The following is a 14,666-nucleotide window of genomic DNA, read 5'->3' on the forward strand; positions in this document are numbered from 1 at the left end:
GTCGGTTTGATTGTGTTCAGTCAATGTGGACTAAGTTATTCAATTAACTCTTCTAGGCCATTCTGGAATTGTCTGTTGATCAGCTTGTACTTATTCTGATACCTGCTAATTCGGCGTTTTCTCTCTTCAGATGGTTGATCGCATAAACCAGTCGAGACCCCATAGACTGATTGCATTGCCGCTGCCCAATCACGGCTTTCGAGTGTATTGATTAGCAATACGTATTGGTTGAAATCGAATTGCGTTTGGATTTCTTGATGAGAGTCACAGTTGCTTGCAATTGCAGGCATTCCAAGGCATGAAGCATCGAGAACTGGGATGCCAAAGCCCTCAACTAGTGATGGACTCAGTAAGGCCATTGCATTAAGATAGAGGTCTAATTTTGTGCTTTCATCAATGTAGCCAGCTAGTAAAATACCTGGTTCATTCATAACTATTTCCCTTACTGCCTTGCTGTAGGTATCTTTCTTTAGTTTTCCTGTGACGCAAAGTCGAATTCCTTTACTGCCTAGATTGGATTCAGAGTATGCCTTGACAAGGAATAAAAGGTTTTTGCGTGCTTCTACTGATGAGTTGAAAAGTAAAAACTTAAAAGGTTCTAGTATTTCTTTCTCTTTCTGGTTGCCTTTCCTTTTTCTTTTTCCTTTTTTTCGAAGTAGATAGCTGACAGGCCTGAGGTCACTAACCCTGTTCGGATCCTCGGCGATCCAACTAGGGATGATCAGAGAAGGTGGTTGGACCAGGATTTTTTCGTTGCATTGTTGTCTTTGGTTTTTTTTATGAATTGCATGGCCGATAGTTTTTTGTCTTTTGATTCGCTCATGAAATTTGATTGCTGTTGATTCAGAGACAAAAATCCTTTTTGCAGGTAGACAGGCTTGCAAGCGGTGACTAAAACCCAGAAGATTATCTGATGTTTGGGCATATTCAATTGGGATTAGATCGTGCACAGTTTGCACGAAAGTTGAAGTATAAAGCGGTTTAATATTCAGTGGGCAGCACGTTATAAGTGCATCAAACCCTTCGAGATCAACGCGAACAGGCTTTTGGCTTTTGAGAAGAGCAGCGACTTGGGTTGAGAAGAATATTTTGCGCGCGCATAATATCCCTTCAACGTATTGCAGGTAGCCTAGACGATCGTGCCGTAGGTATGGATTGTCAAACAATTTATTTAGCCTGATCTTTTTAATCTTGCGGGCTGGGTAATAGCGCGGACGGCGTGCGAATTCCCAAATGTCTTCGAGCCATCGCCAATATTTGCGAAATTTACCTGCAAGATTGATTTTTTTCTCCAGCCAGCTAGTTGCGGGGCCACTGTCTCCTTCTGCGAGTGAGTCGAGAACCTTGGCACTATGTAGAAGCTCTTGCATCTCCGCCGGTAGTCGATGAAGACCTGCACTCCTCATCGGGAAGTCAAACTCTGTTAGCAGCCAAACCTCCGCCCCTGTCTCTCTGAGGCTACGGATCAGGGCCTTGGAGTAAACAGCAATGCCCCTGTGTTCGCTCTGTTCAAGGTCATAGGCGGTTATGACGATGCGCTTGCCTGCAAGGCGGCTTGCATGGTTGGGATCGTTTGTGAGCAGTGCCATGAAGGCCAGGCGATCGGCCAAACCCTACCCCCTTGAGAGGAAGGGGTGTTATGCCATGAGAATTCTTGGGGGAGTAACTGGCACTGATTGAGTAGGAAAGATGGGAATAAATTCGAACCGGCTTATCTCTATTTGGATGATTTGATATTGAAAGGTTAATTCTTGGCTTGTCAGTAAGTATATAAACCGCATGCTATGTCGCTACTGGTGTTGACTGAGCTCTGCGCAACTGGCTTAACTCCCGCTTGCTTTCTTCCAGTTCCTGTTGTTGACGGAGTCTTGTGAGCTGTAAGGAGTGGCTTTGATCTTGCCAATGCTTCAGCTCATCTTTAATTTTATCTTTCCTATGCTTCAGATGATTCTTTTGGTCATTAAAGTACTGTTGCCGCTGGAGCTCCAGGGTTCGCAGGCTTTCTGTCTCTAGGCTGCTAGCGAGTAGGTCATGACACAGTTGAACATTGTTAGCTTGTTCAATGAATTGTCGGCGACGCCTGCGTATACGACATAGGTCTTCTGTATTGCCTGCTTGTTCGCTCTCTTGTTGCCGCGTACTCTCAGATTCATGGACTCCACTTGCCGCTGGGCAATACCAAATTTCTAATTGATGACGTTGGCGAAGATCTAAGCAAAGCTCTACATCTTCGCCACAAACTTTGTAGTTCTCATTGAGAAGCAAACTTAAGAAGTGTTGGCGTCTAATCAGCATTAATGCTCCCGTTACTGCTGGCATGATTCGGTTTGATCCCATGAAGGCTGTTGCATCTGCAGGCAGCATTCGATCTAGTTGATGATAGGGGGAATTTCGGCTATCGAAGAGGATGCCGGCATGGGTCAGCTCGCCCTCGCTACTCCGCAGGCGTCCTCCTACAAGGCCTGCCTTGGGTTGGTGCTCCAAGCAGTTGATGGCTGCGTCGATGCTGCCTGCATCCAGGAGGACGTCGTCGTTGATCAGCAGCAACAACTCTCCTTCGGCTTGCTCGGCAAGACGATTCATGTTGCTGGCGAAGTGATAAGGCTCACGTTGAGCGATCAGGAATTCGTAGCCAGATGTATTGCTGATTGCCTGTTCGGCTTCCGTTGCGCCATTCCATGAGCAGAGTATTTCAATCTCTGCACACTCAAGGCTGGAGGCTTTTGCCACGCTCTCCAGCATTTGGTTGAGCAGGTTGGGTGTGCGTGACACAACCAGAATTGAAAGACGCATCAGAGCAGCTTCATTACGTCCGAGCCTATCAATGATTTCTGTTATTGAGTTTAAGGAACTGGTTGAGCCAATCCATTCTTTTTGCGCTGAAGCGGGAACGAAGTAGTTGCTCTAGGTCGTTCCTCGGCCAGTTTCCATGGCCTGTAAAGCCATGGCAGCAGCTGACTGACTGGCATTGGTAGGCCTGGATAGCCTTGGAGGTTATAAATCACTTGCTTTTTCATCATTTGGCTCCCGCGCTTTCAATCGCTCGAGGTCTGTCCCTGCATCAGGTTGATTGAGCAGTATATGGATTAGGAATTGCCTGGCCTAGGTTTTGGCTGCGGTAATGATAATTGCTTGGCTGAGCCCGGCTTCTACTTGATTGATGAGGTTATCTTTGCTGCAAAATTTTAGCAATTAAGCATTGCGGATTAGAGGTGAATTGATGCCAATAAGATAGAATTAAATGTGGTGAAAGCTCTTTAGGTTGAGTCTATTGCTCGGCAAGTATTGGATTATTTGTCTGGAGTCTTTCGCTAATCTCATTGGTGCAATTGGCAACTTGCTTTCTCCTTCAATCGTGAGGTTGCTGTCATTAGCCAGTAAAAGTTGATTGTAGGGCTATGTCAGATTGGGCTCTTTAGTAAACAATCAGTAGAAGTCTCGATAGGCTCCAAGGGAAAGCCCTTGATTGAGGCGCTGGCTGATTACGATTCCGTGATCTATTATTTTCTGTGGGAAAGTTGTTGTGAGTCTTGAACTCGATGCGACCACTACCTAGCCGCGTAGGCGTAGTTCTGATAGGTGGGCGCCATGTGCGTGGTACATATCCACGAACGTCATAGTGACGCTAGAAGAACACTTGCTTAATTTAGAGAATGCGCAGTTGACTGAGGAGCTTTGCAAGTTGGTTGGTTGAGCTTACCGCGATGGTTTCAGCGGCTGCATATCAGCTGATACTTGGCTTTTCGGCATGTCTCGATTTCGTTGAGGGCAAGCTTGATTCGTTCCAGAGTTATTGATTTGGCATTGGCATTCGGATTAGCAAGGCCATCCATAGTGCAAATTTGGGATTTTTCGACTGATGGCGCCATCCCAGCCTCCAGACCAACTCCAACCCAGTGACGATTGCTCGGCGGCTGCAGCGGAGCAGCTTCAGTGCCTTGAAGGTTGTTAGACGAAGGGTTTCAGCGCTTGATGGCCTAATTGGTTCAATTGCCTTAGCCAGACGCAGTAAGGCAAGCCCCGTTTTGATCAGTCCTGAGGCTTTGCTCATTCCGTCTTGCCACCCTTGGAAAGCTTTTTGATCTCTTGGTCTTTGGGGTTCTGGGCTTCATGCCGCAGAACTTAAGGGCAGACCCTTTCCTGATTGCCAACGTTAGATAATTGATAGTTGGTTGGTAAGCAATGAATTTTATCGTTCAGTGATGGTACTCAAAAATTTCGAATGAAGCTGATTATCGTCCTCGTTAGGGTGTAGGTATATATCTGGTAGCCCCTCACATCATGCTCAAGCTCCTGCTGGGTGATCCCAATGCCCGCAAGCTGAAGCGTTACCAGCCGATCGTCACTGACATCAATATCCTCGAAGAGGACATCGCCTTGCTCAGCGATGACCAGCTGCGCTCCAAAACGGCCGATTTTCGCCAGCAGTTTGAGACTGTCGTCAGTTTTCCTAAGCAGCGAGTTTTACTTGATGAGCTGCTCCCAGAAGCCTTTGCTGTTGTACGTGAGGCTGCTAAACGGGTGCTCGGCATGCGTCATTTCGATGTGCAGCTGATTGGCGGCATGGTGCTGCATGAGGGTCAGATTGGTGAGATGAAGACCGGTGAAGGGAAGACTCTTGTAGCCACTCTGCCTAGCTACCTCAATGCCCTCACTGGCCGTGGGGTGCATGTGGTTACGGTCAATGATTACCTGGCACGGCGCGATGCTGAATGGATGGGCCAGGTGCATCGTTTTCTCGGTCTCAGTGTTGGTTTGATCCAGCAGGACATGAGCCCTGCTGAGCGGCGGCGCAATTACGCCTGCGATATCACCTATGCCACCAATTCAGAGTTGGGTTTTGACTACCTGCGTGACAACATGGCCACCGATCTGAGTGAGGTGGTTCAGCGGGAGTTTCAGTACTGCGTCATCGATGAGGTGGATTCGATCCTGATCGATGAGGCGCGTACTCCCTTGATCATTTCAGGACAGGTGGAGCGTCCCCAGGAGAAGTATCAGCAGGCTGCAGATGTGGCCGCTGCTCTCGAGCGGGCTGCAGAACAGGGCAAGGATGGCATTGATCCTGAGGGTGACTACGAGGTTGATGAGAAGCAACGCAGTTGCACACTTACAGATGAAGGCTTTGCCAAGGCTGAGCAGAACCTCAAAGTGAGGGATCTGTTTGACCCCGCTGATCCTTGGGCCCATTACATCACCAATGCATTAAAGGCCAAGGAGTTGTTTGTTCGGGATGTGAATTACATCGTCCGCGATGGTGAAGCTGTGATTGTTGATGAGTTCACAGGTCGTGTGATGCCAGGCCGGCGCTGGAGCGACGGACAGCATCAGGCGATTGAGGCCAAGGAACAGCTAGCGATTCAGCCTGAAACTCAGACTCTCGCTTCGATTACTTATCAAAATTTCTTTCTGCTTTATCCCCGCTTGGCTGGCATGACCGGCACCGCTAAAACTGAAGAGGTGGAGTTTGAGAAGACCTACAAGCTTGAGACTTCAGTGATCCCTACCAATCAGCCTCGGGCTCGTGCGGATTGGGTGGATCAGGTTTATAAGACTGAATCAGCCAAGTGGCGTGCCGTGGCCAACGAGACGGCTGAAATTCATAAGCAGGGAAGGCCTGTTCTGGTTGGCACGACCAGTGTTGAGAAAAGCGAACTGTTGAGTTCCCTGCTCTCAGAACAGGAGATTCCCCACAATCTTTTGAATGCCAAGCCGGAGAATGTGGAACGTGAGGCGGAGATCGTGGCCCAGGCTGGCCGTGCAGGTGCTGTGACGATTGCCACAAACATGGCTGGCCGTGGGACAGACATCATCCTCGGCGGAAATAGCGATTACATGGCACGCCTCAAATTGCGTGAGGTTTTGCTACCAAGATTGGTGCGGCCTGAGGAGGGTCATCGTCCACCAGTGCCATTGCAGAGGGCTGCCGAGACAGGTGGTGGGTTCGCTGCCAAGGCCGCTGCTTCGAATGGATCTCATGGCCATGTCTTAAGCGAGGCCCGTGCAATCGGGAGTCTCTATCCTTGCTCGCTCACTGATGACACTGATCAGTTCCTTGCGGAGTTAGCTCGTGAGCTTGTGAAGGTTTGGGGAGATAGGGCACTGAGCGTGATCGAATTAGAGGATCGCATCTCCACTGCTGCTGAAAAAGCACCTACCGATGATGCGCAGATTGCTGCCTTAAGAGAGTCGATCGCAAGAGTAAAGACTGAATACGACGTGGTAGTGACCCAGGAGGAGGTTCGAGTGAGGGAAGCAGGTGGTCTTCATGTGATTGGTACAGAACGTCATGAATCTCGCAGGGTTGACAATCAACTTCGTGGTCGTGCCGGCCGCCAGGGGGATTTAGGTAGTACCCGTTTTTTCCTTTCTTTGGAAGACAACCTATTGCGCATCTTCGGAGGAGAACGGGTGGCGTCGTTGATGAATGCTTTCCGCGTGGAGGAGGATATGCCCATTGAGTCGGGCATGCTGACCCGTTCTTTAGAGGGGGCTCAGAAAAAGGTAGAAACCTATTACTACGACATTCGTAAGCAGGTTTTTGAGTACGACGAGGTAATGAACAATCAACGTCGTGCCGTTTATGCCGAACGTCGCCGTGTGCTTGAAGGTCGCGGGCTCAAGAAGCAGGTGATTGGTTATGGAGAGCGAACAATGGACGACATTGTTGAGGCTTATGTGAACCCTGACTTGCCCCCTGAAGAATGGGATTTAGGCCAACTGGTTAGCAAGGTTCAGCAATTTGTCTACCTGCTTGAGGATCTAAAGCCTGAGCAGTTGCAGGGGTTAAGTATGGAGGAGCTTAAGTCTTTTCTTCAGGAGCAACTGCGCAATGCTTATGATATTAAGGAAGGTCAGATTGAGCAGCAGCGACCTGGGTTGATGCGGGAGGCAGAACGTTTCTTTATCCTTCAGCAGATCGATACACTTTGGCGGGAACATTTGCAGGCGATGGATGCTCTGCGTGAATCTGTAGGTTTGCGAGGCTATGGGCAAAAAGATCCGCTCATTGAATACAAGAATGAGGGCTACGATATGTTTCTCGAGATGATGGCAAATATGCGTCGTAATGTGATTTATTCGATGTTTATGTTCCAGCCTGCTCCTGCTCAAGAGGCTGCGAATGTTTGAGTTTATTTAATAGCTTGTCTAACTTACTGTCGGCTACTGGGAGTATCCCCTAGGAACTCAATGATTTCCCTGTCTTTGAGGTTTTGAGCTTGTCCGGTTTGAAGATCTTGAGGAACACGATCAGTACTTAGCTCTTGTAGGCAAGAATGCAAAGCTGTTACCTGATTTTCTAGTTGGTCGATACGCTCCATCAGGTTGCGTATGACATCGGCCTCTGCGTCTGGTAGTGCTGAGTGGGCTAATGGATTGATACGGACACCGCTTTGATGCACCACTCGCCCTGGGATGCCCACAACCGTGCTGTCGGCTTCAACGTCCCGCACAACGACTGATCCGGCACCGATTCTCGTATTGGCCCCCACGTGAATTGCGCCAAGAACTTTGGCGCCAGCTCCAACGACTACGTTTTCTGCCAGGGTTGGATGGCGTTTGCCGTGCTCTTTTCCTGTGCCACCGAGAGTTACGCCTTGATAGAGCAGGCAGCGGTTGCCGATCTCCGTTGTTTCGCCGATCACAACACCCATGCCGTGATCGATGAATACTCCGTGACCGATCTGGGCGCCTGGATGGATCTCTATGCCAGTCAGGGCACGTGTGATCTGGCTGAGTAGTCGTGGCAGCAAAGGTAATCCGGATCGCCAAAGTCGGTGACTGATTCGATGCAGTGTCAAGGCCTGAAAGCCCGGATAGCAAAGCAGGATCTCAAGCAGGTCTCGGGCTGCTGGATCTCGTTCTTTGATGATTGCTAGGTCGGTCTTTATGGCTGTGAGCATTTGCCCAGATTAGTGAGCTTAATTAGGCGCTGAGCAGGCCGATTTCCTTGCGGAGTTGTTCGATCGTGTTGGTGCTGAGATAGCTGTCTGCGCAGTGAAGTTGGGGCATGCGTATCAATTGGGAACGGTTTTGGCGCAGGCTTTGCTCGACAAGGGGCAGGCTGGGGCGGTCGCAGAGCACGTGGCTGGCTGCTCGGAGCAGGGCCAGTAGGCGGCTGCCTACATCCGGTGTTGCTGTCATGAGCAGTAGTTCATTGCCGCGCATGCTGTGCAGGATGACTTCGGCAGCTCGTAGGATGCCTGGGCTGATGCTTACCAGCCCTACGCAGCTGCCGGGCCGCAATTCCTTAAGCATGGCGAGCTCTTGGCGGAAGTCATTGAGGTCTACTGCGACGGCCCGAACTCCGTGGCGTTTAGCTAGCTCTTCCAGCGGTTGCAGGAAATAGCGACTGGTTACCACAGTGCCGTTGCTTGAGCTTTCAAGAATTCTTTCCAGCTCCTCCATCGGTACCACTTCAACTGGAACATCAAGGTGGGGCTGCAGCTCTTCTGCAATCAGCATGGAGGCGCCAATATCCTCTCTCGGAGTGCTTACCAACACTCTCGCCCCGCAGCGAAGGCGCCAGTCAATTTCGCGGGTTAACAGTTCTCGAGTTTGCTGGAGAGTACAACCAGCATTGAGCAGACCATCGACGCACTTGCGCACTTCCTGGTCAAGGTCAGGGGTACCTCGATTGCGAATATGGGGAGGGGTTTTGATTTCGCGCGGCTTTTGCTGGTCGCGCACGTAGATACCTGAACCAGCCATGGCTTCGACAACACCATCTGTTTCCAGCTGTCGATAGACCTTGCTGATCGTGTTGCGATGAAGGCCAGTTTGCATGGCTAACTGGCGAGTGCTGGGCAGTCTGTGGCCAGGTGGGTAATGACGTGCGGCGATTGCGAAACAAATTTGGTTGTAAAGCTGGGCCGAAGCCGGAATGTCGCTTTCCTGCTGAATATGGAATCGCACGCCGGTAGGCCAGGTTGCAATGCGGCCACCTTAAAGAGCAGGAGGCCTTCATGACAATCGCGCGTGTGTCCTGTGATGCTGTGACAGTTCACTTTGCCTTGGCATGGCTGAGCTTGACAGTGGTTTTGTTGTTGAGCTCATTTAAAGAATTTGCATACAGGCCCGCCTTGCTGCTGCTCTCAGGTCGAATGTTTTGCTTGGCTGCAGAGAGAGTGGCAATATCTCTTTGGTAAGTCAACTCTCTGCCTGGCGAGATGTGTGGGCGGGCTATCCAGGCTTGGACTGGACACAGCAGGTTTTGGATAAAGCGTTGTTGCTATAGGGAATTCAGAGGGGTCGAACCCTCTGAATTGATCGACCAGAACACACTGAGTGGTTCAGGTTGCTCTCAAGGACTAGCAGGTGCTTGATTTCTCTGAAATTAGGGATTTATTGATCCTTGTTGAGCTGTGTTTTGGCAGCAGCAGTGGCTCGAGGTGGGGCTGTGATGGTGCGAACCGCACGCGTAGGGATTTGGTTTTCCTTATCTGTTTTGATCAGCGGTGTTTTGCGCGGTGTAAGGAACATGATCATGTTCCGACCTTCACGCTTAGGAGCTTGCTGAATTTCGGCCTGTTCTTCCAGATCTTTTGCCATACGTCGTAGCAGCGTTTCAGCCAGGGCAGTGTGCTGAATTTCCCGACCCCGGAAGATAACGGTGCACTTGACTTTGTCACCAGCCTTGAGGAATCGCACGGCTTGGCCGATGCGCACGTTGTAGTCGTGCTGATCGATTTTGTAGCGCATTTTGACTTCTTTGACTTCGGTCTGATGCGACTTCTTTTTGGCTTCCTTGGCTTTCTTCTCCTGCTCAAACTTGAATTTGCCGTAATCCATGATTCGGCAAACGGGTGGATCCGCTTTCTCGCTGACAAGGACCAGATCGAGTTCCCTATCTTTTGCTACATCAAGGGCTTCTTCCCTGTTGATCACCCCGAGCTGAGTTCCGTCTGCGTCAACGACCCGCAACTTGGGATAATTGATGCGGTCATTAATGTTGGGGAGCTCCCTGACGGGTGCGCGACGGTCAAAACGAGGACGTGGTGGCATTCAGTGAGATAAGGGAATAGAGCAGACGACAAGGAGACCAGAAGGTTTTATGTCTGCACCCTTTAGCTTAGACCCGCTTGAATCAGTGATAGCGCTTCGCTCAGCGGTTCCTCACCTTTGAGCCAATAGGGGTGATGTTGTCTGCGGAACCATGTGCGCTGACGCTTGGCGAACTGCTGAGTACGACGTGTGGTCAGGGCGATGGCCTGTTCACGGTTGAGTAGGCCTTGAATCACCTTTAGTGCTTCCCCATAGCCAATCGTTTGCAGCAAGGGCAGATCGGTGTCGTAGCACTGACTCAAGTGTTCGGTTTCTTCGATGAGACCATTGGCATAGAGCTCTGTTGTGCGTTGGCGAATGCGTTCGCGCAGGTTGTGTGGGTCGAGGCCTAGTTCCAGCACGCGCCAAGGAGGTGGGCTTGAGCCTTGTTGAGTGGTGATCGGTTTGCCAGTGGCATAAACCACTTCCAGAGCCCGTTGGGTCCGCATGGCATCAGCAGGGGCAATTCGTTTGGCAGCGGTGGGATCTGCGGCTTGGAGTAGGTGTTGGCAGGTGCGTTGGCCTAGCTCGCCTAACTGCTTGCGGAGCTCTGGTTGGGGTGGCACTGCTGGTGGACGCAGCCCACAAGTGAGAGCTTTGAGATAAAGACCACTGCCGCCAACTAGAAATGGCATGCTTTGTTTCCTTAGCTTTTGTGCAAGGATCAGTTGCGCGGCTGCCTGGAATTCCTGCAGGGTGATCGGTTGATCTGGGCGACGAAGATCAATCAGGTGATGATGCACGCGCCGCTGCTGTTCTTTGGTTGGCTTGGCGGTGCCAACGTCCATGCCGATGTAGAGCTGGCGGGAATCCACATTGAGCACGCTCAGCTTCAGCTGTTCTGCCAGCTGTAAGGCCAGGCATGTTTTGCCGCTTGCTGTGGGCCCGAGCAGCGCAATCAGAAGCGGCTTAGAGGCGGGCATGAGCAGCTGTGATGAGTGTCATGTCAGCAACGTTTAGGTAGTCTCTAATGAGCAATGACGCTTCAGTGACCGTTGTAAGCGCCAGTGGTGAGCCAGTGGTAAAATGAGCTTGCCAGGTCGAGGTTTCTCGCCGATGAGGCCTCTTAGAACAACCCTTCCTGGCTGCGGATTTATTGAATGAGCGAAGACTCCAAAGTCCAGGCTGCCTATGGCGCCGAACAAATTCAGGTGCTGGAAGGGCTAGAGCCCGTTAGGAAGCGTCCGGGGATGTACATCGGCTCCACTGGGCCAAGGGGGTTGCATCACCTTGTTTTTGAGGTTGTCGACAACTCTGTTGATGAGGCCTTGGCCGGGCACTGTGATGAGATTCTCGTGGTGCTTGGACCAGATGGTTCCGCATCAATATCTGACAACGGCCGTGGCATTCCCACCGACGTTCATTCCCGGACAGGCAAGAGTGCCTTGGAAACGGTGCTCACCGTGCTTCATGCTGGCGGTAAGTTCGGCAGTGGCGGTTACAAGGTCTCTGGCGGCTTGCACGGAGTTGGGGTATCTGTCGTCAATGCCCTGAGTGAATGGGTGGAAGTGACGGTGCGGCGTCAAGGACAGGTGCACCGTCAGCGCTTTGAACGTGGGACTGCGATCGGTAGTCTTCGTTCCGAAGCCCAGCCTGCTTCAGAGAAGGGGCGCACTGGCACGAGCGTTTGTTTTAAGCCGGACGAAGAGATATTTACTGTTGGCATTGTTTTCGATTACGCCACCCTGTCTGCTCGTTTGCGTGAACTGGCTTATCTCAATGGTGGGGTGCGGATTGTTTTCCGCGATGAGCGTCAGTCTGTTTTAGATGCTGAAGGGGCTCCTCATGAGGAGGTCTATTTTTATGAGGGTGGTATCAAAGAATATGTCACCTATATGAACGAGGAAAAGGACGCTCTTCATCCCGAAATTATTTATGTGAATGCTGAAAAGGATAATGTGCAGGTTGAAGCAGCACTGCAATGGTGCGTTGATGCTTATTCAGACAGCATTCTCGGATTTGCTAATAATATTCGCACTGTAGATGGGGGGACTCATATTGAAGGGCTTAAGACAGTCCTTACCCGTACTCTCAATACGTTTGCCCGTAAGCGGGGCAAACGCAAGGAAGCCGATTCTAATCTGGCTGGAGAAAATATTCGTGAAGGACTGACGGCTGTTCTTTCTGTAAAGGTGCCCGATCCAGAATTCGAAGGGCAGACAAAAACCAAGTTGGGAAATACCGAAGTCCGCGGCATTGTCGACAGCTTGGTTGGTGAAGCATTGAGTCAGTACTTGGAATTTAATCCTGCGGTGATTGACCTTATTCTTGAGAAGGCCATCCAGGCATTCAATGCAGCTGAAGCTGCACGCCGTGCTCGAGAATTAGTGCGTCGCAAAAGCGTACTTGAGAGTTCTACGTTGCCAGGAAAACTGGCTGATTGCAGTTCTAGGGACCCCTCGGAATCAGAGATTTACATCGTGGAGGGTGACTCTGCTGGTGGCTCTGCAAAGCAGGGCCGAGATCGTCGCTTTCAAGCAATTCTTCCCTTGCGCGGTAAGATTCTAAATATTGAGAAGACAGATGATGCTAAAATATATAAAAATACGGAGATTCAGGCGCTGATTACTGCGCTTGGATTAGGTATCAAAGGAGAAGAATTTGATTCAAAAAATCTTAGATATCACCGTGTGGTGATCATGACTGATGCTGATGTTGATGGTGCTCATATTCGTACGCTGATACTTACATTTTTCTACCGCTACCAGAAAGAATTAGTTGAAGGTGGTTATATCTATATTGCTTGCCCTCCTCTTTATAAGGTTGAGCGAGGTAAGAACCATACCTATTGCTACAACGAGGCTGATTTGCAGACGACACTCTCAGGCTTCCCCGAGAAGGCCAACTACACCATTCAGCGCTTTAAGGGTCTCGGAGAAATGATGCCAAAGCAGTTGTGGGAGACCACCATGGACCCTTCTGCCCGGATGATGAAGCGGGTGGAGGTTCAGGATGCATTAGAGGCTGATCGTATCTTCACAATTTTGATGGGCGACAAGGTTGCCCCCCGCCGGGAGTTCATTGAAACCCACAGCGCTGAGCTCGATATGGCAGCGTTAGATATCTGATGGGTGTTGTGCTCCGTTGGGGGTGGGTCCTAGGGGTGGCCTTGCTAGCTCCTGCAGCCTTGCCGGCTGGTGGGGGTGAGCGTCGCCAGCCAGAAATTCGTCGTTCTGATAGCTCAGGACCTTTGTTTGCTGGGACAAGCTGTGAATTGCGAGTTAGCCCTCTGGCTGTGGCTCCCAGCTTGCGAAGACTGGCCGTTGGCACCCCCTTGAATGTGCTCCGTCGTTGGCATGGTGAAGATGGTAAGGACTGGTTGCAAGTACAGATCGCCTCGGGTAGCGGGGAGTGCTTGGCCGGGGTTGTGAGGCGTGGCTGGCTCAATGTCTGATCTGGCGTTGCCAGCATGGCAGGCTTCACTTGTAGCCATAGGTGCTGTGCCAGGAGCTTGGTTGCGCCTCAGAGTGGTGAACCACCTTGCGCCGATGGTGCCGAGGAAGCACTGGGGCACTTTTACGGTGAACATGGTTGCTGCTTTCGCTCTTGGCTTGGTCTTGGCCTTGCAGGCCAAATGTGCACCAGCAAGTGGAGCATCGCCTTTGATCTTGTTGATTGGTGTGGGCTTCTTCGGCTCTCTCAGCACCTTTTCGACTTTTGCGGTAGAGGTGCTTAATACCTTGCGAGAGCATCGCTGGAGTGAGGCCCTAGTGCTTGCTGTGGGCTCGGTCTTGGGAGGTCTCTTGGCTGTAGCTGCAGGCGTTGGCTTGGCTGATGGCTAATACGACGCAACCCTTCCCCAATCAATGGAATGAGATGTGGCTGGTAGCTCTTGGGGCTGTGCCTGGGGCCTTGGTTCGTTGGCAGGTTCAGAACGACTTGCTGGTGAATGTGATTGGAGCTGCCATTTTGGGGTTGGTGGTTGGTTTGCCGTTCCGTCCAAGCCGTCAGTTGTTGCTGGGGGTGGGTTTCTGTGGTTCTCTCACTACTTTCAGCAGCTGGATGGTGAAATGCAGCACCATGATTTCTCAGGGTGCTTGGTTGTCAGCGCTGGGATTGATTGGTCTAACAATGGGCTTAGGTCTTGCTGTTGCAGCCCTTGGCTTTTTGATTGGTCGGCAGTTCAGGCCATCAGGGCTTGGTCGATAGCTGTCTTGAGCTCAGTGCTCTCAGGTTCCACGCCGCTTTTGAAACGTTTGATCACGGTGCCGTCCTTACCCACAAGAAACTTTTCGAAGTTCCAGGCCACATCTCCTGCTGGTTCAGTTTGATTGAGGGTGGTGTAGGGCTCGGTGGTTTTGCCCATGGCGTGCACCTTGTCAAATAATTCGAAGCTGGCGCCGTACGTGGTGGAACAGAAGCTCTTGATCTCCTCGAGGGTGCCGGGCTCCTGGGCGCCAAAGTCGTTGCAAGGAAAGCCCAGCACCTTTAGTCCCTGAGGGCCGTATGTGTCTTGCAGCGCCTGCAGGCCTTTGTATTGCTTGGTAAATCCACATCTGCTGGCCACATTCACGATTAACAGCACCGTGCCGCTGTATTCGCTGAGGGATTTCTCAGCACCCTCTGGAGTGCGAACCACAATCTGGCTGATGTTGATGGCCATGGACATTTGGTTTTGTCTT

15 protein-coding genes are annotated in these 14,666 nt (G+C 51.0%); 6 read left to right on the forward strand and 9 right to left on the reverse strand.

Going from position 1 to position 14,666, the window contains the following annotated elements:
* Positions 1-35 precede the first annotated feature (35 nt).
* Positions 36-1,370 (reverse strand): glycosyltransferase, encoded by a 1,335-nt coding sequence (locus tag SIB79_RS12550; protein ID WP_413681113.1) that lies wholly within the window; start codon positions 1,368-1,370, stop codon positions 36-38.
* Between the two features lie 126 nt (positions 1,371-1,496).
* Between SIB79_RS12550 and SIB79_RS12555 the strand changes: the two genes are divergently transcribed.
* Positions 1,497-1,625 carry a hypothetical protein gene (locus SIB79_RS12555; RefSeq protein WP_413681114.1) on the forward strand — a complete coding sequence of 43 codons (129 nt, stop codon included), beginning with the start codon at positions 1,497-1,499 and terminating at the stop codon, positions 1,623-1,625.
* A gap of 157 nt (positions 1,626-1,782) precedes the next feature.
* Here the strand turns inward: SIB79_RS12555 and SIB79_RS12560 are convergent, their stop codons facing one another.
* From SIB79_RS12560 to SIB79_RS12570, 3 genes are all read right to left on the reverse strand, one after another.
* Positions 1,783-2,793, reverse strand: coding sequence for a glycosyltransferase (locus SIB79_RS12560; RefSeq protein WP_063402810.1), 1,011 nt, complete (start codon positions 2,791-2,793; stop codon positions 1,783-1,785).
* A 50-nt stretch (positions 2,794-2,843) separates the two neighbouring features.
* Complete coding sequence (locus SIB79_RS12565) at positions 2,844-3,020, reverse strand: hypothetical protein (protein ID WP_155724529.1); 177 nt, start codon at positions 3,018-3,020, stop codon at positions 2,844-2,846.
* 770 nt (positions 3,021-3,790) lie between these two features.
* Positions 3,791-4,051, reverse strand: a complete 261-nt coding sequence (locus tag SIB79_RS12570) for a hypothetical protein (RefSeq protein WP_063402809.1) — start codon at positions 4,049-4,051, stop codon at positions 3,791-3,793.
* A gap of 230 nt (positions 4,052-4,281) precedes the next feature.
* Between SIB79_RS12570 and secA the strand changes: the two genes are divergently transcribed.
* Positions 4,282-7,131, forward strand: a complete 2,850-nt coding sequence (secA, locus tag SIB79_RS12575; protein WP_063402808.1) for a preprotein translocase subunit SecA — start codon at positions 4,282-4,284, stop codon at positions 7,129-7,131.
* 23 nt (positions 7,132-7,154) lie between these two features.
* Here secA and cysE read toward each other — a convergent pair whose 3' ends face one another.
* The 4 genes from cysE to miaA all read right to left on the reverse strand — a co-directional run bounded on the left by cysE (position 7,155) and on the right by miaA (position 10,967).
* Positions 7,155-7,904 carry a serine O-acetyltransferase gene (cysE, locus tag SIB79_RS12580; RefSeq protein WP_063402807.1) on the reverse strand — a complete coding sequence of 250 codons (750 nt, stop codon included), beginning with the start codon at positions 7,902-7,904 and terminating at the stop codon, positions 7,155-7,157.
* Between the two features lie 22 nt (positions 7,905-7,926).
* Complete coding sequence (locus SIB79_RS12585; RefSeq protein ID WP_063402806.1) at positions 7,927-8,916, reverse strand: GntR family transcriptional regulator; 990 nt, start codon at positions 8,914-8,916, stop codon at positions 7,927-7,929.
* 429 nt (positions 8,917-9,345) lie between these two features.
* Positions 9,346-10,005: a translation initiation factor IF-3 gene (infC, locus tag SIB79_RS12590; protein ID WP_011129498.1), complete on the reverse strand. Its 660-nt coding sequence runs from the start codon at positions 10,003-10,005 to the stop codon at positions 9,346-9,348.
* Between the two features lie 62 nt (positions 10,006-10,067).
* Positions 10,068-10,967, reverse strand: coding sequence for a tRNA (adenosine(37)-N6)-dimethylallyltransferase MiaA (gene miaA, locus SIB79_RS12595; protein ID WP_063402804.1), 900 nt, complete (start codon positions 10,965-10,967; stop codon positions 10,068-10,070).
* 177 nt (positions 10,968-11,144) lie between these two features.
* Here miaA and gyrB point away from each other — a divergent pair, with 177 nt between their 5' ends.
* The 4 genes from gyrB to SIB79_RS12615 are packed head-to-tail and all read left to right on the forward strand — an operon-like array spanning position 11,145 to position 14,193.
* Positions 11,145-13,112 (forward strand): DNA topoisomerase (ATP-hydrolyzing) subunit B, encoded by a 1,968-nt coding sequence (gyrB, locus tag SIB79_RS12600; RefSeq protein WP_063402803.1) that lies wholly within the window; start codon positions 11,145-11,147, stop codon positions 13,110-13,112.
* The gene (locus SIB79_RS12605) at positions 13,112-13,438 is read left to right on the forward strand and encodes a hypothetical protein (RefSeq protein WP_011129501.1); all 327 of its coding nucleotides are present in this window, start codon (positions 13,112-13,114) and stop codon (positions 13,436-13,438) included. The genes gyrB and SIB79_RS12605 overlap by 1 nt, the downstream gene beginning before the upstream one ends.
* A 1-nt stretch (position 13,439) precedes the next feature.
* Positions 13,440-13,826 carry a fluoride efflux transporter FluC gene (locus tag SIB79_RS12610; RefSeq protein ID WP_196757556.1) on the forward strand — a complete coding sequence of 129 codons (387 nt, stop codon included), beginning with the start codon at positions 13,440-13,442 and terminating at the stop codon, positions 13,824-13,826.
* A complete protein-coding gene (locus SIB79_RS12615) occupies positions 13,819-14,193 on the forward strand; it encodes a fluoride efflux transporter FluC (protein ID WP_063402801.1) in 375 nt (124 codons plus the stop codon). Before SIB79_RS12610 ends, SIB79_RS12615 begins: the two co-directional genes overlap by 8 nt.
* Here SIB79_RS12615 and SIB79_RS12620 read toward each other — a convergent pair.
* Positions 14,168-14,647 (reverse strand): glutathione peroxidase, encoded by a 480-nt coding sequence (locus SIB79_RS12620; protein WP_063402800.1) that lies wholly within the window; start codon positions 14,645-14,647, stop codon positions 14,168-14,170. The genes SIB79_RS12615 and SIB79_RS12620 overlap by 26 nt on opposite strands.
* Between the last annotated feature and the right edge of the window lie 19 nt (positions 14,648-14,666).

The sequence above is a fragment of the Prochlorococcus sp. MIT 1342 genome (assembly GCF_047304495.1).
In the GTDB taxonomy this organism is placed as follows: domain Bacteria; phylum Cyanobacteriota; class Cyanobacteriia; order PCC-6307; family Cyanobiaceae; genus Prochlorococcus; species Prochlorococcus marinus_D.